20 protein-coding genes and 1 pseudogene are annotated in these 19628 nt (G+C 66.9%); 8 read left to right on the top strand and 13 right to left on the bottom strand.

Annotation, left to right across the window (positions count from 1 at the left end; genetic code table 11):
• Positions 1-2: 2 nt before the first annotated feature.
• The 5 genes from mnmE to HB724_RS03685 are packed head-to-tail and all read left to right on the top strand — an operon-like array spanning position 3 to position 5466.
• Entirely contained in the window at positions 3-1283 is a 1281-nt protein-coding gene (gene mnmE / locus HB724_RS03705; RefSeq protein WP_213979557.1) for a tRNA uridine-5-carboxymethylaminomethyl(34) synthesis GTPase MnmE, read from the top strand.
• Positions 1284-1341: 58 nt separating this feature from the next.
• Positions 1342-3174 (top strand): tRNA uridine-5-carboxymethylaminomethyl(34) synthesis enzyme MnmG, encoded by a 1833-nt coding sequence (gene mnmG, locus HB724_RS03700; protein ID WP_213979556.1) that lies wholly within the window; start codon positions 1342-1344, stop codon positions 3172-3174.
• Positions 3171-3794 (top strand): 16S rRNA (guanine(527)-N(7))-methyltransferase RsmG, encoded by a 624-nt coding sequence (rsmG, locus tag HB724_RS03695; RefSeq protein ID WP_213979555.1) that lies wholly within the window; start codon positions 3171-3173, stop codon positions 3792-3794. Before mnmG ends, rsmG begins: the two co-directional genes overlap by 4 nt.
• A complete protein-coding gene (locus HB724_RS03690; protein WP_213979554.1) occupies positions 3791-4573 on the top strand; it encodes a ParA family protein in 783 nt (260 codons plus the stop codon). The genes rsmG and HB724_RS03690 overlap by 4 nt, the downstream gene beginning before the upstream one ends.
• The gene (locus HB724_RS03685) at positions 4570-5466 is read left to right on the top strand and encodes a ParB/RepB/Spo0J family partition protein (protein ID WP_213979553.1); all 897 of its coding nucleotides are present in this window, start codon (positions 4570-4572) and stop codon (positions 5464-5466) included. Before HB724_RS03690 ends, HB724_RS03685 begins: the two co-directional genes overlap by 4 nt.
• 20 nt (positions 5467-5486) lie before the next feature.
• Here the strand turns inward: HB724_RS03685 and holA are convergent, their stop codons facing one another.
• Genes holA through HB724_RS03665 form a run of 4 tightly spaced genes read right to left on the bottom strand, consistent with a single transcriptional unit; the run spans position 5487 to position 9966 of the window.
• Positions 5487-6509: a DNA polymerase III subunit delta gene (holA, locus tag HB724_RS03680; protein ID WP_213979552.1), complete on the bottom strand. Its 1023-nt coding sequence runs from the start codon at positions 6507-6509 to the stop codon at positions 5487-5489.
• Entirely contained in the window at positions 6506-7018 is a 513-nt protein-coding gene (gene lptE / locus HB724_RS03675; protein WP_213979551.1) for an LPS assembly lipoprotein LptE, read from the bottom strand. The genes holA and lptE overlap by 4 nt, the downstream gene beginning before the upstream one ends.
• Positions 7015-9522 (bottom strand): leucine--tRNA ligase, encoded by a 2508-nt coding sequence (leuS, locus tag HB724_RS03670; RefSeq protein WP_213979550.1) that lies wholly within the window; start codon positions 9520-9522, stop codon positions 7015-7017. The genes lptE and leuS overlap by 4 nt, the downstream gene beginning before the upstream one ends.
• A gap of 12 nt (positions 9523-9534) precedes the next feature.
• A complete protein-coding gene (locus tag HB724_RS03665; RefSeq protein ID WP_213979549.1) occupies positions 9535-9966 on the bottom strand; it encodes a DUF3576 domain-containing protein in 432 nt (143 codons plus the stop codon).
• Between the two features lie 173 nt (positions 9967-10139).
• Between HB724_RS03665 and HB724_RS03660 the strand changes: the two genes are divergently transcribed.
• On the top strand, positions 10140-10865 hold the full coding sequence (locus HB724_RS03660) for a hypothetical protein (protein WP_346344661.1): 726 nt from the start codon (positions 10140-10142) through the stop codon (positions 10863-10865).
• Here HB724_RS03660 and HB724_RS03655 read toward each other — a convergent pair.
• The gene (locus HB724_RS03655; RefSeq protein ID WP_213979548.1) at positions 10862-11389 is read right to left on the bottom strand and encodes a thiamine phosphate synthase; all 528 of its coding nucleotides are present in this window, start codon (positions 11387-11389) and stop codon (positions 10862-10864) included. The genes HB724_RS03660 and HB724_RS03655 overlap by 4 nt on opposite strands.
• A 22-nt stretch (positions 11390-11411) precedes the next feature.
• Here HB724_RS03655 and HB724_RS03650 point away from each other — a divergent pair, with 22 nt between their 5' ends.
• Both HB724_RS03650 and HB724_RS03645 read left to right on the top strand, forming a co-directional pair.
• Positions 11412-12080, top strand: a complete 669-nt coding sequence (locus tag HB724_RS03650; RefSeq protein ID WP_213979547.1) for a YggS family pyridoxal phosphate-dependent enzyme — start codon at positions 11412-11414, stop codon at positions 12078-12080.
• Positions 12077-12739 (top strand): HAD family phosphatase, encoded by a 663-nt coding sequence (locus tag HB724_RS03645; RefSeq protein ID WP_213979546.1) that lies wholly within the window; start codon positions 12077-12079, stop codon positions 12737-12739. The genes HB724_RS03650 and HB724_RS03645 overlap by 4 nt, the downstream gene beginning before the upstream one ends.
• Before the next feature lie 185 nt (positions 12740-12924).
• Here the strand turns inward: HB724_RS03645 and HB724_RS03640 are convergent, their stop codons facing one another.
• The 8 genes and pseudogenes from HB724_RS03640 to HB724_RS03605 form a co-directional block, all read right to left on the bottom strand.
• On the bottom strand, positions 12925-13362 hold the full coding sequence (locus tag HB724_RS03640) for a hypothetical protein (RefSeq protein ID WP_213979545.1): 438 nt from the start codon (positions 13360-13362) through the stop codon (positions 12925-12927).
• 99 nt (positions 13363-13461) lie between these two features.
• Positions 13462-13746 carry a hypothetical protein gene (locus HB724_RS03635; protein WP_213979544.1) on the bottom strand — a complete coding sequence of 95 codons (285 nt, stop codon included), beginning with the start codon at positions 13744-13746 and terminating at the stop codon, positions 13462-13464.
• Between the two features lie 104 nt (positions 13747-13850).
• Positions 13851-14909, bottom strand: coding sequence for a GTP cyclohydrolase II (gene ribA, locus HB724_RS03630; RefSeq protein WP_213979543.1), 1059 nt, complete (start codon positions 14907-14909; stop codon positions 13851-13853).
• Complete coding sequence (locus tag HB724_RS03625) at positions 14906-15688, bottom strand: exodeoxyribonuclease III (RefSeq protein WP_213979542.1); 783 nt, start codon at positions 15686-15688, stop codon at positions 14906-14908. The genes ribA and HB724_RS03625 overlap by 4 nt, the downstream gene beginning before the upstream one ends.
• A 39-nt stretch (positions 15689-15727) precedes the next feature.
• Positions 15728-16156, bottom strand: a pseudogene (locus HB724_RS03620) (ribosome-inactivating family protein); the annotation flags it as partial.
• Between the two features lie 15 nt (positions 16157-16171).
• Positions 16172-16336: a hypothetical protein gene (locus HB724_RS03615; protein ID WP_213979541.1), complete on the bottom strand. Its 165-nt coding sequence runs from the start codon at positions 16334-16336 to the stop codon at positions 16172-16174.
• Positions 16337-16594: 258 nt separating this feature from the next.
• Positions 16595-17155: an outer membrane lipoprotein carrier protein LolA gene (locus HB724_RS03610; protein ID WP_213979642.1), complete on the bottom strand. Its 561-nt coding sequence runs from the start codon at positions 17153-17155 to the stop codon at positions 16595-16597.
• A gap of 144 nt (positions 17156-17299) precedes the next feature.
• On the bottom strand, positions 17300-19606 hold the full coding sequence (locus tag HB724_RS03605) for a DNA translocase FtsK (protein WP_213979540.1): 2307 nt from the start codon (positions 19604-19606) through the stop codon (positions 17300-17302).
• Positions 19607-19628 lie beyond the last annotated feature (22 nt).

The raw sequence follows: 19628 nt of genomic DNA, 5'->3' as shown, positions 1-19628 counted from the left end.
CCATGGACACGATTTTCGCGGTCTCCAGCGGTGCGCCGCCAGCCGCTATCGCGGTGGTGCGGCTGAGTGGATCGGGTGCGTTTGCGGCGGCACAGATTCTTGCGGGCACATTGCCCGAACCGCGCCGGGCCGGACTGCGGGTGCTGCGGGATCCTCGCGACGGTGAGCTGCTCGATCGCGCGCTCCTGTTGTGCTTCCCGGGGCCGGATAGCGCGACGGGGGAGGATATCGCCGAACTGCATCTCCATGGCGGACGCGCGGTAGTGCGGGCGGTCGAGGCGGCGCTGGGCGCGTTGCCCGGAATGCGGGCCGCCGAGCCGGGTGAGTTCACGCGGCGCGCGCTGATGAACGGGCGGCTCGATCTGAGTGAGGCCGAGGGGCTGGGCGACCTGCTGATGGCCGAGACCGAGAGCCAGCGCCGGGCGGCGATGCGATCGGCGGAGGGCGCGCTTCGCCGCGAGGTCGAGGGATGGACCGGGCGGCTGCTGGAGCTTTCCGCGCGGGTGGAAGCGGTGCTCGATCATGGCGACGAGGATGACGTCGCGAGCGGCGATCCGCTGGCAGGGTTGCAGGATCAGGCGTCACTGCTGGCCGAGGCGATCGGGGAGGTGGTTTTGCGGCCGCCGGTCGAGCGGTTGCTCGATGGGCTTCGCGTGGTGCTTGCCGGGCCGCCCAATGCGGGCAAGTCGACTCTGCTCAATGCGCTGGCCGATCGGGATGCGGCGATCGTCTCTCCGATCGCGGGCACGACGCGAGACCGGATCGAGATTCCGGTGGTCCGGAGCGGTATCGCCTATCTGTTGGTCGATACCGCCGGGCTGACCGACTCGTTGGATCCGATCGAAGCGATTGGCGTGGATCGGGCGCGTGCTGCGGTTGACGAGGCGGACATCATCTTGTGGCTGGGGGAGGAGGCGCCGCCGCTCCCCAACGCATTGTGGCTGCACGCGCGTGCCGATGTGCCGGGCCGGGAGCCGGCGAGAGGACAGGATCTGTCGATCTCCGCGATCGAGGGAGCGGGGATGGCGGAACTTTGGGAACGGATGGCTGCGCTAGCCCGGACCCTGCTTCCGCCGCCTGATCTGGTGGCGCTGAATGCGCGGCAGCGGGAATTGTGTGGAAGGGCGGCGGAGGCGCTGGAGCGTGCGGCTCTGCAATCCAATCCGATCCTCTATGCCGAGGAGCTTCGTGCCGCGCGCGCCGCGCTTGATGCGATCACCGGACGGGCGGGCACCGAGGATGTGCTCGACGCGCTGTTCGGCCGCTTCTGCATCGGGAAATAGGTACGTTTCACGTGGAACAGTTTTGACGCGAGGGGTTCGAGCTACTAGCGAGCCGGGCATGGAATTAGACGTGATCGTCATTGGCGGTGGCCATGCCGGCACCGAGGCCGCGGCTGCAGCGGCACGGCGCGGCGCGCGCACGGCGTTGTTGAGCTTCGACCTGGCCAAGCTCGGCGCGATGTCATGCAACCCGGCGATCGGCGGGCTTGGCAAGGGGCATCTGGTCCGCGAGGTCGATGCCTTTGATGGGCTGATGGCGCGCGCCGCCGACGCCGCCGGCATTCATTACCGGATGCTCAATCGCAGCAAGGGCACTGCCGTACAGGGGCCGCGCGTGCAGGCGGATCGCGTCCGTTATGCTGCGGCGATCCAGGCAATGCTGGCGGAGACGCCGGGCCTGACCGTCGTGGCGGGGGAGGCGGCCGAGCTGGCGCTTGAGGGCGGTCGTATCGCCGGAGTGCGGCTCGCGGACGGAAGCGCGATTAGCGCGCGCGCGATCGTGCTGGCGACGGGCACCTTCTTGGGCGGGCGTATGTTCCGGGGCGAGGAACGGTTCGAGGGTGGGCGCGTCAATGAATCGGCTGCTGTCCGGCTTGCCGAGCAATTGCGCGGGCTCTCGCTGCCGATGGGTCGGCTGAAGACGGGGACACCGCCGCGCATTGATGGCCGCACGATCGACTGGACGTGCACTGTCGAGCAGTCGAGCGATAAGGAGCCCTGGACCATGTCGCCGGTATCGGACGGCAGGGTGTTGCCGCAGCTCCATTGTGCGGTGACGCGCACTACCGCTGCCACGCATGATGCGATCCGTTCAGGGCTCGATCGGTCGCCGCTGTTCACCGGCGCGATCGATGCGCAGGGGCCGCGCTATTGCCCGTCGATCGAGGACAAGGTGCATCGCTTCGGGGATCGCGACGGCCACCAGATATTCCTGGAGCCGGAAGGGCTCGACACGCATCTGATCTACCCGAACGGCATGTCCACCTCGCTCCCCGTCGATGTGCAGGAGGCGATGGTGTCGTCGATTCCGGGGCTGGAGCGCGCCGAAATCGTCGTGCCCGGTTATGCGGTGGAATATGATTATATCGATCCCCGCGCCCTGGATCGGACGCTGGCGCTGGCGGCGATCCCGGGCCTGTACTTCGCCGGGCAGATCAACGGGACGACGGGTTATGAGGAGGCGGCTGGGCAGGGACTCGTCGCCGGGGCCAATGCTGCCGCGCATGCGCTCGCGCTGGAGCCTTTGCTGCTTGATCGTGCGACGAGCTATCTGGGCGTGATGATCGACGATCTCGTGCTCCAGGGCGTGACGGAGCCGTATCGCATGCTGACGGCGCGTGCGGAGTTCCGCCTGCGGCTGCGTGCGGACAATGCCGAGACGCGACTGTCCTCCGTCGCTGAAGCGCTGGGCTGTCTGGGGTCCGAGCGGATCGTGCGGCGGCGGGAGCGTAAGGCGCAGCGTGCGACTCTCGATAGCGCCTTTGCCGTCGAGCTTACCGCCAGTGCCTTGCTCGCGCGGGGTGCGGTGGTGGCGCAGGACGGCGCCCGGCGATCGGCGCGTGACTGGCTGCGTTTTCCCAGCGTGTCGTTGGAACATCTGGACCTCGAAGCCGATGTGGATCCGGCGTTTCTTGCGGAGTTCGTGGAGGATGCCCGCTATGCGCCCTATCTGGAGCGGCAGGAGGCCGAGGTTGCGGAACTGCGCAGCAATGATCGCGTCCGCCTCGATCCCGCATTGGACTACGCCGGGGTACCGGGGCTCTCCATCGAGATGGTCGAACGGCTGGGCGCGGCGAGGCCCGAGACATTGGGCGCGGCTTCGCGCGTTCGGGGGGTGACCCCGGCCGCGCTCAGCGCGATCCTCCTTCACGCGCGAAGGTTCGCCGCGTGACGGAGGAGGAGGCCCGGGAATGGGTCCGCTCGAACTTCGGTGTTTCACGTGAAACGCTGTTGGAACGCTTCGCGGCGATCCTGACGCGCGAGGCGGCGCAGCAGAATCTGATCGCGGCATCGACGCTCGATTCGATCTGGGCGCGGCATCTGGTCGATTCGGCGCAGCTCGTTTCCCTGGCGGTGGGTGCTGGGCGGGGAAGCTGGCTCGACGTGGGAAGCGGAGCCGGGCTTCCGGGGATCGTCGTCGCGATATTGCTCGATCGACCGGTGGTGTTGGTGGAGCCGCGCGCCAAGCGCGTTGCGTTTCTCCGCGCTGCCGCAGCGGAGCTGGGGCTGGACAAGCGCGTGGCCGTGCAGGGCAGCAAGATCGAGAGCTATCATCCGATAAACCGCGCGGCCGTGGTTTCCGCGCGCGCGGTGGCCGAGCTCTCGCAACTCATCCTATCCACGCAACACTGCACAGATTCATCCACAGTCTGGTTGTTGCCAAAGGGCCGAAATGCGCATTCGGAGGTGGAAGCGGCGCGCGCGAACTGGCAAGGTTCGTTCCACGTGGAACCAAGCATTACGCAACCGGATTCGGGAATCGTGATCGCGCAAGGGATACGCCCAAGATGATCTGCATCACGATCGCGAACCAGAAGGGCGGCGTCGGCAAGACCACGACGGCGATCAATGTCGGCACGGCGCTGGCCGCAACGGGCATGCGCGTACTGCTCATCGATCTCGATCCGCAGGGCAATGCATCGACCGGCCTAGGCATTCCCAGGGCCGAACGCGAGCGTTCGAGCTACGATCTGCTGGTGACCGAGGCCACGCTGGAAGAGGTCGCCATCAGCACGCGGGTTCCGGGGCTCGACATCATTCCGGCCGTGCAGGATCTATCCGGCGCCGAGATCGAGCTGATCGAATTCGAGGCGCGGACGCATCGGCTGGATGCGGCGATCGCGCGCCATCATGCTGGCCGTTGGGACGTGGTGCTGATCGATTGCCCACCGTCGCTGGGGTTGCTGACGATCAACGCGATGGTGGCGGCGCACGCGCTGCTGGTGCCGCTGCAATGCGAGTTCTTCGCGCTGGAGGGGCTCAGCCAGTTGCTCAACACCGTCGAGCGCATCCGCAGCCGCTTCAATCCGGGCCTTTCGATCCTGGGCGTGGCGCTGACCATGTATGATCGCCGCAATCGGCTGACCGATCAGGTGTCCGACGATGTGCGCGCGGTGCTCGGCCGCGTGGTGTTCGATACCGTCATCCCGCGCAATGTGCGGCTGTCCGAAGCGCCCAGCCATGGCGTGCCCGCGCTGATCTACGATTATAAGTGCGCCGGCTCCGAAGCCTATATCGCGCTCGCCCGCGAAGTGATCGATCGCCTGCCCAAGCTCAAGAAAGCCGCATGACTGAAAGCCCTGCCGCCTCTCGTAAACCGCGCCCTGGCCTTGGCCGTGGCCTTTCCTCGCTGCTCGGCGACAATATCCGCGAAGAACCGATCGCCGGCACGCCCGAGGCGAATTCGGGCATCCGCATGCTGCCGGTCAGCTCGCTGGTTCCCGATCCCAACCAGCCGCGCCGCCATTTCGATGAGGAAGCGCTGGCGAGTCTTGCCGAGTCTATCGCCGCGCGTGGGCTGATCCAGCCGATCTTCGTGCGGCCGCATGGCCATAGCTATCAGATCGTCGCCGGCGAGCGGCGCTGGCGTGCGGCGCAGCGGGCGCGGCTGCACGAGGTTCCGGTCATCGTGCGCGAGCTGAGCGATGCCGAGACGCTCGAGATCGCGCTGATCGAGAATATCCAGCGCCAGGATCTGAACGCGATCGAAGAGGCCGAGGGCTATGCCCGGCTGATCGGCGAGTTCGGCCACACCCAGGAAGTGCTGGGCAAGATTGTCCACAAGTCGCGCAGCCATGTCGCCAATCTGCTCCGGCTGCTCGATCTGCCGTCCACCGTGCGCGAGATGGTGGTGCAGGGTGAGATCGACATGGGGCATGCCCGCGCGCTGCTCGGCGCACCCGATCCCGAGAAGCTGGCGCGCGAAGTTGTCGCCAAGGGGCTATCGGTGCGCGAGACCGAGAAGCTGGCGCGGGCCGCCAAGCCCGCCGCCAAGCGCCGCGATGGGGGGGAGGTGAGCAGCCGCGATGCGGATATCGCGGCGCTGGAGCGGCAGCTTGGCGATGTGCTGGGGCTCAACGTCCGCGTCGCCTATGGCCCCAAGGGCGGGACGCTGACGCTCAGCTATTCGACGCTCGACCAGCTCGACATGGTTTGCCAGCGCCTGAGCGGGGAGCGGATCTAAAAGAATCGTGGCGAACGGATCTAGCCGCGCGCCCTGGCTGCTGCGCGGGCGATCGCGGTGCATTCGGCTTCGGCCAGCACTTCGCCGGCGCTTTGGGAGTGCATCAGTGCCCGTTCGGTCTGGCGGACCCGGTCGATCGCGCGGGCAATCTGCGCAGCGTTCCAGCGGCGTAGCGCGCGGCTGTAGGCCGGCTTTTCCCTGAAGAATATTCTATGCTTTTCAAGTACTTCATCGGAGGATGCACCGGCATCCATATCGGTGCGCAGCTCGGCCAGCGTCATCAGCCGGCGGGCGAGCTGGCGTAGCAGCGGGATCGTCGAGCTGCCGCCTTCGCTCAGATGGGCGAGCTCGCTGCCGATATCGGCAACGCGGCCGTCAATCACCGCGTCGATTGCGTGGTGGAGCTCGACATCGTTCAGATCGGCGCCGATCGCGTCGAGCGCCTGGCTGTCGGCATCGCGTGGGCGATCGGACGCGGCGTCGAGATAGAGCGCCAGCTTCTCGATCTCGCGCGCCAGGATAGCCCGATCCCCGCCGCTGGCCGAGGCGAGGCGCTGGGGCACGTCGCCGGTGAGGCGGAGGCCATATTCGCGCGCCACGGTGGACGCCAGGCGCGCCGCATCCGCGCCTTCGGGTACGTAACAGGCATGCGCCATCGCGCTGGGCGCGGCGATGGCCATCTTGACCAGCTTGCCGCTCGCCTTGAGGCCCGGACCGATCGCCACCACGGGACTGCCGGCGCGTTCGGCGCCCAGCAGCAGCGTGACCGCCTCGGCCGCGCCTTCCTCGATTCCGCTCACGCGGACATAGCGGACGCCGCCGAACAGCGAGAGGGATGCCGCCTCATCGGCCAGTCGTCCGGGCTGATCGCGCAGGGCCTTCATGTCGATGTCGATCCGCTCGGCTTCGGGTCCGAGCGCCCGCGCAAGCCGCGCGGCGAGCTCGGAAGCGCCGGCTTCGTCGGGACCGTGGAACAGGTAGAGCCGCGTATCGGGCTTGGGCGCATCGACGGCGGCGCGGATCTGGGCCGCGCTTGCCTTCATTGCCCGGATTCGGATGCCGCGGACGAGGACCGCGCATAGCGGCCGACACGCGCGATGATCTGATCGGCGACGATGCCCGAAAGCCGTTCGAGCGCGCTGCGTTCCGCGGCGATCGTCGCATATTCGGAGCCGACCACGTCGATGCCGGCATCCGAGCCGGCGGTCGCGTCGAGCACGACGGTTCCGTTGTTCAGATCGACAAGCTGGTAGCGCGCGCGCAGCGTGCGGCGCTCGCGCGCGACCGAATCGTCGCGGCGCACGCCCAGACCGGCGATCGAATCGTCGAGCCGCACCTGGAGCTCAAAACGCGCGGTCGATTCGCCGCCCGCGCCGAGCCGGTCGCGCAGCGCATTGGCGACCAGCCAGCCCGATTGGCCCTCGATCGGGGCCACCTTGATCGCCGTCAGCGTCGATTGCACCGCGCCCGTCGATCCGCCCCCGTACAGGGGACGCAATCCACAGCCCGAAAGCGCCGCGGCGGCAGCGAGCAGGAGCGCGGCGCGCTTCATGCGACCAGGTTCACCAGACGATCGGGCACGACGATCACTTTCCTCGGCGGCTTGCCTTCCAGCACTCGAACGATCTTGTCGGACGCAAGTGCCGCGGCTTCGACGACATCTTTCGGCGTGCCCTTGGGTATCACCAAAGTATCGCGCAGCTTGCCGTTGACCTGGATCGCGATCGTCACTTCGTCATCGACGAGCAGAGCGGGATCGACTTCGGGCCAGGCGGCGTCGGCGATCATCTCCGCATTGCCCATCGCGGCCCAGGCTTCCTCGGCCAGATGCGGCACCATCGGCGCGACGACGCGGGCGAGGGTGCGGATCGCGTTGCTGCGCGAGGCGGAGGGCTGCGCCTTTTCGATCGCGGCCGTCAGCTCATAGAGCTTGGCGACGGCCTTGTTGAAGGTCAGCGCCTCGATATCCTCGGCGACGCCGGCGATCGTGCGGTGGAGCTTGCGGTCGAGATCCTTGTCCTCGCCGGTTGCATCCTCGAGGCCGTCGAACAGTCGCCAGAGCCGCTGGACGAAGCGCCAGGCGCCCTCGATGCCGTTCTCGCTCCACTCCAGGTCGCGCTCGGGTGGCGAATCCGAAAGCATGAACCAGCGCACCGCGTCCGCGCCGTACTGGTCGACGATCGGCTCGGGATCGACGGTGTTCTTCTTGGACTTGGACATCTTCTCGATGCGGCCGACTTCCGCCGGGTCGCCCGAGGCGATTTCGAGCACGCCGGCGCTGTCCTTGCGGATCTCCTCAGGGGAGAGCCAGCGGCCGTCCAATGACTTGTAGGTCTCGTGCGTCACCATACCCTGGGTGAACAGGCCCGAGAATGGCTCGGCCACGTCGAGCTTGCCGAGATGGTTGAGCGCGCGCGTGAAGAAGCGGGCATAGAGCAGGTGCAGGATCGCATGCTCGACGCCGCCGATATACTGGCCGACCGGCAGCCATTGCTCAGCCACCGCCCTGTCGAACGGCTTGTCCCTGGGCTGGCTGGCGAAGCGGATGAAATACCAGGACGAATCGACGAAGGTATCGAGCGTGTCGGTCTCGCGCCGCGCGGGCTGCCCACATTTCGGGCAGTCGACGTGCTTCCAGCTCGGATGCCGGTCGAGCGGATTGCCGGGCACGTCGAAGCTGACGTCCTCGGGCAGCTTGATCGGCAGCGATTCGCGCGGGGCGGGGACGACGCCGCAGCTCTCGCAATGGATGATCGGGATCGGCGTGCCCCAATAGCGCTGGCGGCTGACGCCCCAGTCCCGCAGGCGCCATACCGTGGTGCCGGTACCCCAGCCGCCTTCCTCGGCGCGGCGGATCACCGCACGCTTGGCGTCGGCGACGTCCATGCCGTCGAGGAAATGCGAATTCACCAGCGTACCGGGGCCGGTATAGGCCTCGGTGTCGTGGAATTCGGGATCGGTCTTGTCGCCTTCAGAGACGACGCGGCGGATCGGCAGCTTGTACTTGGTCGCGAACTCGAAATCGCGCTGGTCGTGCGCCGGCACGCCGAACACGGCGCCGGTGCCGTAATCCATCAGCACGAAATTCGCGATGTAGAGCGGCAATTCCCATGCCGGATCAAAGGGATGTGCGGCGCGGATGCCGGTATCGAAGCCCAGCTTTTCCTGCGTCTCCAACTCGGCGGCGGTGGTGCCGCCCTGCTTGCATAGCTCGATGAACGCGGCGGCCTGCGGGTTCTCCGCCGCCAGCTTCTGCGCGATCGGATGGTCCGCCGCGATCGCGACGAAGCTGGAGCCGAAGATCGTGTCCGGGCGGGTGGTGAAGACCTCCACCTCGCCGCCGTCCGAAAGCCCGAAGCGGAACTGCAGCCCTTCGGACTTGCCGATCCAGTTCTCCTGCATCAGCTTGACCTTGTCGGGCCAATGCTCGAGCGCCTTCACGCCCTCCAGCAGCTCATCGGCGAACTGGGTGATCTTGAGGAACCATTGGCTGAGCTTGCGCCGCTCGATCAGCGCGCCCGAGCGCCAGCCGCGCCCATCGATCACCTGCTCGTTGGCGAGCACGGTCATGTCGACCGGATCCCAGTTGACCGCCGATTCCTTGCGATAGACCAGGCCGGATTCGAAGAAATCGAGGAACAGCGCCTGTTCGTGGCCGTAATATTCGGGCTCGCAGGTCGCGATCTCGCGCGTCCAGTCGAGCGCGAAGCCCAGGCGTTTGAGTTGCGCCTTCATCGTCGCGATATTGGCGCGGGTCCAGGTGCCGGGATGGACCTTCTTTTCCATCGCGGCGTTTTCGGCGGGCATGCCGAATGCGTCCCAGCCCATCGGATGGAGCACTTCCATGCCGCGCATCCGGCGGAAGCGCGCGAGCACGTCGCCCATCGTGTAGTTGCGGACATGCCCCATATGGATGCGCCCCGAGGGATAGGGGAACATTTCGAGCACATAGCTCTTGGGCTTGGGCGAATTGTCACGCGCGGCGAAGGTGCGGCGTTCTTCCCACGCCTTCTGCCACGTCGCGTCCGCCTTTAGCGGGTTGAAGCGCGACGCCATGGGCTTGTCCGTTTAGTTCGCGATCGCGGCGCGGCGCAGGTCGCGGGCGCGGGTGAGGATGATGTCCTCCAGCTTCTGCACCGTCGCCGCCTGGACCGGGGCAGCCACCCAGGCGCCCGAGCGATTGATCTCGCGTAGAGCGGCGACGCGCAGCGCATCGGCGCGCAGATCCTGGTCGAGCACGGTGACGGTCACCTTCATCCGCTCGGTCGGCGTGTTCGGATTCACATACCAGTCGGTGACGATCACGCCGCCGTTCGAATCGGTCTGGAGCAGCGGCATGAAGCTCAGCGTGTCGAGGCTGGCGCGCCACAGATAGGAATTCACGCCGATCGTCGTCACCTTGGACGCCGCAAGATCGGCCTCCGGCCGGCTCTTGCCGCCGCAGGCGGTGATCGAAAGAGCGAGCGACCCCAGGATCGCGGTGCGCAACAGGCGGTTCATCGAGAGATTCCTACAGGGCAAGGGATTAGCGGAGAGCATCTATAGGGGATGGTGTGGCGGGAGCAAGGCGGCGCGAATCTGTGGGAGTCTGGCAACACTGGCACTATATTTGTGCCACTGGTGGAACCTGGGTTCCGAATCATGATAGGCGCTCCCATAGAAGAGGTATGCGAATGCGTGTCGGACGTTGGATGGCGGGATTGGGGCTGGGGGCGATTTGCGCCGCCGGCATCCTCGCGTCGCCTGCGCTCCAGGCACAGGAGCGGAGCCGCGATCGTGCGATCGCTCTGCGGAATACGCTTCCGCTGAGCGGTGGACTGGGGGCCTTCACGCCCGCCGCCGCCGATCCGAAGCTCGCCGCGATTCTCGCCCGCAGCGGCCTGCCCGACAACGGCTTCCGCTTCACCCCCGCCGAATCGCGCCGCGGCACCGGCCGCGCGGTGACAGTCGCGGTGCGTGCCCGCTCGTCTCGCGCGCTGCAGACTGCCAGCCGCCTGCCCGGCGCAGCGGCGCCTTCGGTCAGTCTCGCGCCGATCGCCTATAATCTGGGCGTCTCGGTGGGCTGGAAGCGCTTCGCCGTCTCGGGCGACGTCACCCATGTCGATCTGATCGCCCAGCCGGGCGGCCGCGAACGCGCCGATGTGGGCGTGAGCTATAGCGGCAAGCGCGTCAGCGGCCGTCTCCAGGCGACGAGCGATCGTCCGTTGGCCGACACGCCGATCCTGATCGGCGACAAGCCGAGCTATTCGGTCGATCTCGGCGGCTCCTATTCGCTGACCCGCAACCTCGATGTGACTGCGGGCGTGCGCTACAAGAGTGAGCGTGATCGCCTGCCCAAGATCACCGACGACCGCCGCGACAGCCAGGCGGTCTATGTGGGCACGGCCTTCCGCTTCTAATCGGTCCAGGCGTCGATCGCTGCCCAGCCATGAATGCCGATTCGTTTGAGGCTGGCGGCGCGCCTTGCGTCCATTCCGCCGAGAGCGATCACCGGGGTTCCCAATTCCCGGGCCAGCAGGCCGAATCGGGTCCGGCCAAGTGCGCGGGCGCCGGGATGCGACCGTGTAGCGAAGACCGGCGAGACGAAGACGGCATCGGCACCGGCACGAATCGTGGCGATCGCTTCGCGGCGGCTATGGGCGGGGCGGGTGAAGAGGCCCTGTTCCCGGCGATTCGTGCCGTGCGTTCCGGCCTCATCCCGCCCGAGCTTGCTTGATCCGGCGCGGAGCAGCACCAGGCGGCGCCGTCGCGCTACCCTGGCGACTCGCGCGAACAATGCCCGGCGCTCGGCGAGCGGCAGCGCATAATGGCGGAAGATCACGCCGCTGCCCGCCGGCAGCCGTTCGAGCGCATCCCATAGCCGTTCGCCCATCCGCTCATCGGTCATCAGCCAGAGGCGCGGGAGGGGGTGGCGGCGGCGCATCGCCCTGCCTATAGCGCCGCCCATGCCCATAGACGATGCCAGCCAGAGGCTCGCGGAAGTTCAGACCGCGATTCGCCGCGCCGCGAAGATTGCCGGCCGCAATGCCGAGTCGGTGACGCTCATTGCGGTGTCCAAGATGCACGATGCCGAGGCGATTCGCCCATTGATCGCTGCTGGCCAGCGCGTGTTCGGCGAGAATCGCGTGCAGGAGGCTGCGGCGAAATGGCCGGAGTTGCGCGAGACGACTTCGGGGATCGCGCTGCATCTGGTCGGCCAGCTCCAGTCGAACAAGGCCGAGGAGGCGGTGGCGCTGTTCGACGCGATCCATTCGGTCGACCGCCCATCACTGGTGACGGCGCTGGCGCAGGCGATGGACAAGGCCGGCAAGCGCCCGCCCTGCTTCATCCAGGTCAATATCGGCGACGAGCCGCAAAAGGGCGGCTGCGCGGTCGAGGCATTGTCCGGGCTGCTGGCCGAGGCGCGGGCGGCGGACCTGCCGGTCGCCGGGATGATGTGCGTGCCGCCGGCGGATATCGAACCCGCCCCCTATTTCGCGCTGCTCGCCAAGCTGGCGCGCGACCATGGGCTGGCGGGGCTCAGCATGGGCATGTCGGGCGATTACGAGACCGCGGTGACGATCGGCGCCACGCATGTCCGCGTCGGCACGGCCTTGTTCGGAACGCGCGCATGAGGTTCGAGGGCATTATCTTCGATTTCGACGGGGTGCTGCTCGAAAGCGAATATGCGGGCAACCGCCAGATCGCCGAATATCTGACGAGCATCGGCCATCCGACGACCCCGGAAGATTCGATGGCGAACTTCATGGGGCTGGCGGGCGCGGACTTTCTCGCCGCGGTCGAACGCTGGATCGGCCGGGCGATCCCCGAGGATTTCCACACCGCGCGCGCCGAGGAGGATCGCCGGGCGCTGGAGGAAGGACTGCCCGAAGTCGCGGGTGCGATCCGCTTCGTCTGCGATCTGCCGCCGGTGCTGCCGCGGGCGATCGCCTCGTCGAGCCCGACCCGGTGGATCACCCGCCATCTCGAGCATCTCGGCATTCGCGACGTGTTCGGCGACAAGATCTTCAGCGGGCGCGAACATGTGACGCGGGGCAAGCCGGCGCCCGATCTCTATCTCCATGCGGCGCAGGCGATCGGGGTGGACATCGCCCGCACGGTGATCCTGGAGGATTCGCCGGTGGGGGTGACCGGCGCGGTCGCTTCGGGCGCGCATGTCATCGGCCTGTGCGCGGGGGCGCATTGCGCGCCGGATCATGCCGACCGGCTGCGGGCGCTGGGCGTGCGGGACATCGCGCATGACTTCGACGAAGTGGCGCGGCTGATCGGCTGAAAGTGCCCGAGTCGCGGCATCCGGTTACCCAAAATGGGCAGACCGGTTGACCAAGTTGACTCGCTCAACGCGCGCCGGCGCACATGCGCGCGGGTGCGCGCGACCGGGGCAGTATAACGATAAGAAAGAGCCTCGCTTGCGTTGCAGGCGAAATCCTACATTGCAAGGGGCGTATCGGTGGCGTTCTACCGCCCTTCGCGCTTCAGGATATAGGTGCGCAGCGCCGCGGCGTCGCTGAGGGCATTGTGCGGCGTTTCGCTCAGCGCCGTACTGTCGAAACCGAAGGCATCGCACAGCTCGAACCGGATACGATCGATCGCGTGGCGATGGCCGGGGCCGGCGATCAGCATCATCGCGGCATGGGCGATGTCCTCCGGCCAGTCGGCGACCAGCAGCGGATCGGGATCGTTGCCGAGATAGGCGGCGAGGTTGCGGCCAAGGGTGAAGCGATCGACCGGCGCGATGCCGAGCGCGGGAAGGATGTGCTCGGCCACCCATTCGGTGGGGTTGGGGCAGTCCAGCGCGGCGTAGAAGGGCGGGAGCGACGAATCCTCGGGCATCAGGGCTAGCGAGATCAGTGCGCCGCAAAAGCCGTTGAACTCGGTATCGAGGAAATAGCGCACCGGGATGGGCTCCTGAAACGAGAATGTCCGCTGTTGGGTGGTTAGGCGACCGGCAGCTTTCGGGCAGCAAAGGCGCGAAGCAGACGCTTGTGCAGGGCTTTAAAACCGATTGCCGGCGGCACCGAAGTGGACCTCCGATGTGGTGCCTTTGCCTTCATCATACAGGTAGAGGGTCACAGGGCAGCGTTGTTGGTTCGCCCACTCGACTGCTTCCGCGAGGGAAACCCCTTCAAGTTGATCGTAATCCACGACTTGCGAAGGGTCAGCGTGAGGAGCTTCATCGGCGTCGGCAACGCTATTGTCGTGTTCGATCGCTTCAACGATCGCGTTGACGCGTTTCCAGCGATAAGGGCGGTCCCTCCGATCGATGATGTTCCAGATCATCCCGGGGGTATAGTTCCACTCACGCCGGTTTCCAACGGCGGCTTTCGGAACCTCGTCGTGGCAAGCTGAACGTCCGCAAAGGGGCGAAAGCGGCCCATTCCTGGCTAAAACTCATGTCCCGTGCGATCCCGCTTGGTGGCGAGATAGCGGGCATTGTGGGGATTGGCGGGCAGGACGTGGGGCACGCGTTCGATCACATCGACGCCGGCGGCGCGCAGCGTCTCCACCTTTTGCGGATTGTTGGTCAGCAGTCGGATTCGGCGCTGGCCGAGCAGCGCCAGCATCCGCGCGGCGATGCGGAAATTGCGGGCATCGACCGCGAAGCCGAGCCGGGTGTTGGCATCGACCGTGTCGAAGCCCTGATCCTGGAGCGCATAGGCCCTGAGCTTGTTGATGAGGCCGATCCCCCGGCCTTCCTGGCGCAGATAGAGCAATATGCCCCAGCCGCTCCCCTCGATCGCATGGATCGCGGCGTGGAGCTGCGGCCCGCAATCGCATTTGAGGCTGCCGAGCACGTCGCCGGTCAGGCATTCGCTGTGGAGGCGGACCAGCGGCGGGCGGCCGTCGGGCTGGCCGATCAGCAGCGCGACATGCTCGCCGGGCATCTCATCGGTACGGAAGGCGACGATCTCGGCATCCTCGGCACCCTCGACCGGCAGGCGAGCGCGGCCGACGATGCGCAGGCGATCGGCGTCCTCATGCGCATCGATATCGGCGAGGGTGATCGCATGGGGATCGTCGCCCGCCACGGCGAAGAAGGCAGGGAGCAGCCCGGCGATCCGCGCGAGGCGCAGCGCGGCCTGGGCGGCGTCGGGCGCTTCGACGGGAATCGCGCGGAACGGTCCCTTGAGCGGGGTGGCGAGATCGAATTGCGGGTCGGAGAGCGCGGTGGCGGTATCGAAATCGAGCCAGGGCGCGCGCTCGACCAGCACCGGGCCGTCGGGGGCCGCCGCCTCGCGCTGGTTGGCGAGCTTGAGCGTCGCCACGCGGCCGGCGGAGAGCAGGACCGGCGCGCGGGCATCGGGATCGAAGGCGCGCAGCCGCTCGGCATCGGCGGTCTCGATCGCGAGGAGGCGGAGCGTGCCGGCATTTCCCTCAATCGCGACCGGCCAGCCGCGCCGGAGCGCATCGATCGCCTCGGCCGCGGCGCGGGCGCCGCTCAAAAATCGAACTCGGTGACGATGGGGACATGGTCCGAGGGCTTGAGCCAGCTCCGGCACGGTTCGCAGACCTTGTGGCTGGTCGCGCGCTCGGCGACTTCGCGGCTGGCCCACATATGATCGAGGCGGCGGCCGCGATCGGAGGCCACCCAGTCCTTGGCGCGATAACTCCACCAGGTGAAATTGCGCTCGGGCGCGGGGATGAAGCGGCGGCCGAGATCGACCCAGTCATGCGCGGCCTGGAGGCGGCCCAGCGCCTCGACTTCGATGGGGGTGTGGCTAACCACGTCGAGCAGCTGCTTGTGGCTCCACACGTCGGATTCGAGCGGGGCGATGTTGAAATCGCCGGTCAGGATGGTGGGCTTGTCGAGCGCCGCGGCCCATTGCGTCATCCGCTCGATGAAATCGAGCTTCTGGCCGAATTTGGGGTTCAGCTCGCGATTCGGAATGTCGCCGCCGGCGGGGACATAGACATTTTCGAGCCGCACGCCGCCTGGCAGCCGCACGCCGACATGGCGGGCTTCTTGGTTCGCCTGCCAGTCGAACCGGTCGTCCTCGATCACGGGCACGCGGCTGATGATCGCCACGCCGTGGTGCATCCGCTGGCCGTGCTTGATGACATGATCGTAGCCGAGCTTGCGGAAGGGGGGTTCGGGGAAATCGCCGTCGATCACCTTCGTCTCCTGGAGACAGAGGATGTCCGGCGATTCCTCGCGCAGGAATTGTTCGACGATCTCGATGCGGAACCGGACCGAGTTGATGTTCCAGGAAGCGATCTTCACGAGGAGCGATGTAGCGATTTTGCGAAGCGGTTCCAGCCCTCAGCCGTGCGCGGTGAAGACCTTGTCCGGAAGCGTGCCGGATACCGGCTTGCCCGCGGAGAGATCCTCCCAGTTTTGCACATAGGGCTGCAGCTCGGCGAAGCTGAAGGCGCCGCCCCTGTTCTTGCAGGTCTCGACCATGCGATCATAGACGATGGTGAAGCGGATCGCCTCCGAGATCAGGAACACCATGGTCGCGAGCGGGATCTTGAGGTCCAGGTCGTTGCCGCCCGTGAAGGCGGCGAGCGCGCGCACCGATTCGACGATGTTCGCCATGGTGCGCCGGCGCTGGATCTCGGGGTTCTGCGAATCGGCGAAGATGCCGATCGATCCGCTGCCGACATAGCTGCAGGTGAATTTGAGCTCGCTGCCGCCTAGGCCCTCGCCCTTGAAATACCAGCGGCCGTGCTGGTTGCGGAAGCCCTTGGTATAGAGGCCGGATTCCTAGATCAGCATGGTGACCGAGAGCGTGCCCGCGATCACGGTGACTTCCGCGATTTCCTTGGAGCCGACGCGCTGGACGCGGCGTCCGCCGATCCTGGCATCGGTGAGCAGCGGCGCCAGCGCGCGCATGTCCTGCGCATAGCGATCGAGGTTCAGCGTCGGCATGTCCACCCCCGCATGGGTCGCGCGGGCAGGATAGCATGGCGGGGCGAGTCGCGCCATGTGGGGCAGGCGGTCCGGAAAAGGAAAGGCCCCCGCTCCGGGGGCATTGGAGCGAGGGCCGACCTAGCGTTCGTCACGCAGGCGGGATGTGGAGCGGCCCAGGCAACAGGGGGAAAAATCCCGGGTTCGATCCCCACATCCGCAATTACGCTTCTAGGCTCCGGAACCTGTCGCGCACATGAACGATATTTTCGGGAATGTTCAGCGTCTTCCCTGGGGGCGGGGATCGTTCCAGCGGAAGGTGCCGTCGGGCACGTTCGCGTTGAAGCGCTGGTTGGACAGCTCGATCCGGGTGCGGTTGTTCTGCGAATCGAGCGCGACCCAGCCCTGGAGCATCAGCCCGGCAGGCGCGCCGGCCTGTTTCTGGAAGATCATCGTGATCCGGCCATATTCGGGATGCTGCGGATCATGGATCTCGATCGAGACGATGCTCGGATTGCGCGTGGGCAGCAGCTTGGCGAATTTGGTGATGTCGCGCTTGGGATTGAGCAGCACCGCCAGCGGCGAATTGCCGATCGGCCAGCGATCGACCTGGCGCACCTGATAATCGATGAAATAGAGGCTGGAGCCGTCGGCGACGATGAGCTGGGGCACGCCCTTCTGATATTGAAAACGGATCTTGCCGGGGCGCTTGAGCGTCATCGTGCCGGTGAGGACATGGCCGTTGCGATCGGTCTGGGCGAAGGCGGCGACCATCGAGCTGACGCCCTGGAGATGCTGCTGGACCTGCGCGAGCTCGGGCTCGGCGGCCGAGACCAGCATCGGCGCGGCAAGGGCAAGCGTGAAGGCGAGGGGCCGTGCAAACACGTGAAATCTCTCCAATTGCGGGCTGATGTCGCTAGGCGGCGGGGATTGAATGTGCCCTGAACCCGCCGTGCCTGCGATTCGATCCCTTAGAGCGGCCCTTTAGAGCGGTCGCCCATCGGTATCCATCAGCACTTCGCGGCGGCCGACATGATCGGGGCGCGAGACCAGGCCGTCCTTCTCCATCCGCTCGATCAGCCGGGCGGCGCTGTTGTAGCCGACGCGGAGCTGGCGTTGCAGCCATGACGTCGACGCCTTCTGGCTCTCGGCCACAAGCTGGGTGGCGCGGCGATAGAGCTGCTCCTCGGGGCTGTCGTCGCCGTCGGGGCCGCCTTCCAGCGCGAAGCCGCCGTCCTCGGGCTCCTCGGTGACGGCCGAGATGTAATCGGGCGCGCCTTGCGAGCGCCAGAAATCGGAGACGGCCTGGACCTCGTCGTCGCTTACGAACGGGCCGTGGACGCGGACGATCTGCTTGCCGCCGGGCATGTAGAGCATGTCGCCCTTGCCCAGGAGCTGCTCGGCGCCCTGTTCGCCCAGGATGGTGCGCGAATCGATCTTGCTGGTGACGTGAAAGCTGATGCGGGTGGGCAGGTTCGCCTTGATGACGCCGGTGATGACGTCGACCGAGGGGCGCTGCGTCGCCATGATGAGATGGATGCCGGCCGCTCGTGCTTTCTGGGCGAGGCGCTGGATCAGGAACTCGACTTCCTTGCCCGCGGTCATCATCAGGTCGGCCAGCTCGTCGACGATCACGACGATCAGCGGCAGCGGCACCAGATCGAGCTCCTCCTCCTCGTAGAGCGGCTTGCCGGTATCGGAATCATAGCCGACCTGGACCTTGCGCCCGAGCTTCTGGCCCTTGGCCTTGGCGGCGCGGACCTTGTCGTTGAAGCTCGCCAGGCTGCGGACGTTGACCGATGCCATCATCCGGTAGCGGTCCTCCATCTGCTCGACCGCCCATTTGAGCGCGCGCACAGCCTTGGGCGGCTCGGTGACGACGTCGGCCAGCAGGTGCGGGATGCCCTTGTACATGCTGAGCTCGAGCATCTTCGGATCGATCATGATCATCCGGCACTGGTCCGGCGTCAGCCGGTAGAGCAGCGACAGGATCATGCAGTTGAGGCCCACCGACTTGCCCGAGCCGGTGGTACCGGCGACGAGGAGGTGGGGCATCGGCGCGAGATCGGCGATGATCGGATCGCCGGCGATGTTCTTGCCCAGCACCAAAGGCAGCGACGCGCCCTGGTCCTCGAAGCTCTGGCTGCCGACCAACTCGTGGAGATTGACCGATTCGCGCGTGGCGTTGGGAAGCTCGATGCCGATCACGCTGCGGCCGGGGATGGTCGCGATTCGCGCCGAGGTGGCGGACATGTTGCGCGCCACGTCGTCGGCAAGCTGGATCACGCGGCTGGCCTTGATGCCGCTCGCGGGCTCCAGCTCGTACATGGTGACGACGGGGCCGGGGCGGACCTCGACGATCTGACCCTTCACATGGAAATCGTCGAGCACGCTTTCGAGCAGCCGGGCGTTGCGCTCCAGCGCGGCCTTGTCGATCGCGGCGTTCTTGTTGGCGGGCGCGGCCTTGAGCAGGTCGAGCGAGGGCAGCGTGTAGCTGTCCTTGAAATCGAGCGACGACTGGACCGGCGGCTTGGCCTTGGCCGGTGAGGGCGCGATCGTGCGGTCGGCGATCACCGGGCCGGGGCGATTGTCGGGCACCACGACTTTGCGGGGCTCGCGGAGGGCGGCGCGTTCCTCGGGCTCGGGACCGCGGAGCAAGGGGAGCTTGGCGGGGCCGGAAAGGCTCGGCATGCGGATCGCCGGGCCGCCGCTGCGCTCGGGCAGGGTGAAATCGAAGCTGCACCACCAGATAAAGGCGCCCGCCAGCGCGAAGGCAAGGCCCAGGCCGCGTCCCGCCCAGAGGGCGATGGTCGGATCGCCGGCAAAGCCGATCAGCCAGTTGAACAGCCCGGCGATGCTGAGGCCGACGATGCCGCCCCAGCCGCCGGGCAGCGAGAGCACCGCGTCGCTGGAGAAGAAGGCGAGCGCGGTCGCGATCAGCACCACGCCGATCGCGGCGCCGCGCAGCATCTTCACCCAATGGCCGATCGGCCGATCGAGCCACAGCCGATGCGCGAGGATCAGCCCCACCGGCGCGAGCAGCGCGACCGGCAGGCCGAGCGCGGTGAGCAGCAGATCGGCCGCCCAGGCGCCGGTATCGCCCAGCAGGTTGCGCGCCGGCCCCGCCGCCGCGGTGTTCAGCGAGGGATCGGACGAATGATAGGTCAGCAGCGCGAAGACGAGCGCCATCGTCGCCAGGAACAGCAGGGTTCCGCCGATCAGCGCGCCACTGCGGCGCGCGCCAGCCTTCATCGTGTCGCGCCACAGCGGCGCTTGTGCCCGGGACGCCATGGCCCAGCCTCCAGATTTTCAG

The sequence above is a fragment of the Sphingomonas sp. dw_22 genome (genome assembly GCF_018449795.1).
Lineage (GTDB): Bacteria > Pseudomonadota > Alphaproteobacteria > Sphingomonadales > Sphingomonadaceae > Sphingomonas.
This window is presented reverse-complemented; position numbering and strand designations above follow the sequence as displayed.

Bases quoted from the DNA above. Each gene is read 5' to 3' on its own strand.
- HB724_RS03645 (WP_213979546.1), top strand. From the start codon at position 12,077: ATGAGGTTCGAGGGCATTATCTTCGATTTCGACGGGGTGCTGCTCGAA.
- HB724_RS03685 (WP_213979553.1), top strand. From the start codon at position 4,570: ATGACTGAAAGCCCTGCCGCCTCTCGTAAACCGCGCCCTGGCCTTGGC.
- HB724_RS03650 (WP_213979547.1), top strand. From the start codon at position 11,412: ATGCCCATAGACGATGCCAGCCAGAGGCTCGCGGAAGTTCAGACCGCG.
- HB724_RS03660 (WP_346344661.1), top strand. From the start codon at position 10,140: ATGCGTGTCGGACGTTGGATGGCGGGATTGGGGCTGGGGGCGATTTGC.
- leuS (WP_213979550.1), bottom strand. From the start codon at position 9,522: ATGGCGTCGCGCTTCAACCCGCTAAAGGCGGACGCGACGTGGCAGAAG.
- lptE (WP_213979551.1), bottom strand. From the start codon at position 7,018: ATGAAGCGCGCCGCGCTCCTGCTCGCTGCCGCCGCGGCGCTTTCGGGC.
- HB724_RS03690 (WP_213979554.1), top strand. From the start codon at position 3,791: ATGATCTGCATCACGATCGCGAACCAGAAGGGCGGCGTCGGCAAGACC.
- HB724_RS03635 (WP_213979544.1), bottom strand. From the start codon at position 13,746: ATGATCTGGAACATCATCGATCGGAGGGACCGCCCTTATCGCTGGAAA.
- HB724_RS03610 (WP_213979642.1), bottom strand. From the start codon at position 17,155: ATGCTGGTCTCGGCCGCCGAGCCCGAGCTCGCGCAGGTCCAGCAGCAT.
- HB724_RS03605 (WP_213979540.1), bottom strand. From the start codon at position 19,606: ATGGCGTCCCGGGCACAAGCGCCGCTGTGGCGCGACACGATGAAGGCT.
- HB724_RS03665 (WP_213979549.1), bottom strand. From the start codon at position 9,966: ATGAACCGCCTGTTGCGCACCGCGATCCTGGGGTCGCTCGCTCTTTCG.
- mnmE (WP_213979557.1), top strand. From the start codon at position 3: ATGGACACGATTTTCGCGGTCTCCAGCGGTGCGCCGCCAGCCGCTATC.
- mnmG (WP_213979556.1), top strand. From the start codon at position 1,342: ATGGAATTAGACGTGATCGTCATTGGCGGTGGCCATGCCGGCACCGAG.
- holA (WP_213979552.1), bottom strand. From the start codon at position 6,509: ATGAAGGCAAGCGCGGCCCAGATCCGCGCCGCCGTCGATGCGCCCAAG.
- HB724_RS03655 (WP_213979548.1), bottom strand. From the start codon at position 11,389: ATGCGCCGCCGCCACCCCCTCCCGCGCCTCTGGCTGATGACCGATGAG.
- HB724_RS03615 (WP_213979541.1), bottom strand. From the start codon at position 16,336: ATGCCGACGCTGAACCTCGATCGCTATGCGCAGGACATGCGCGCGCTG.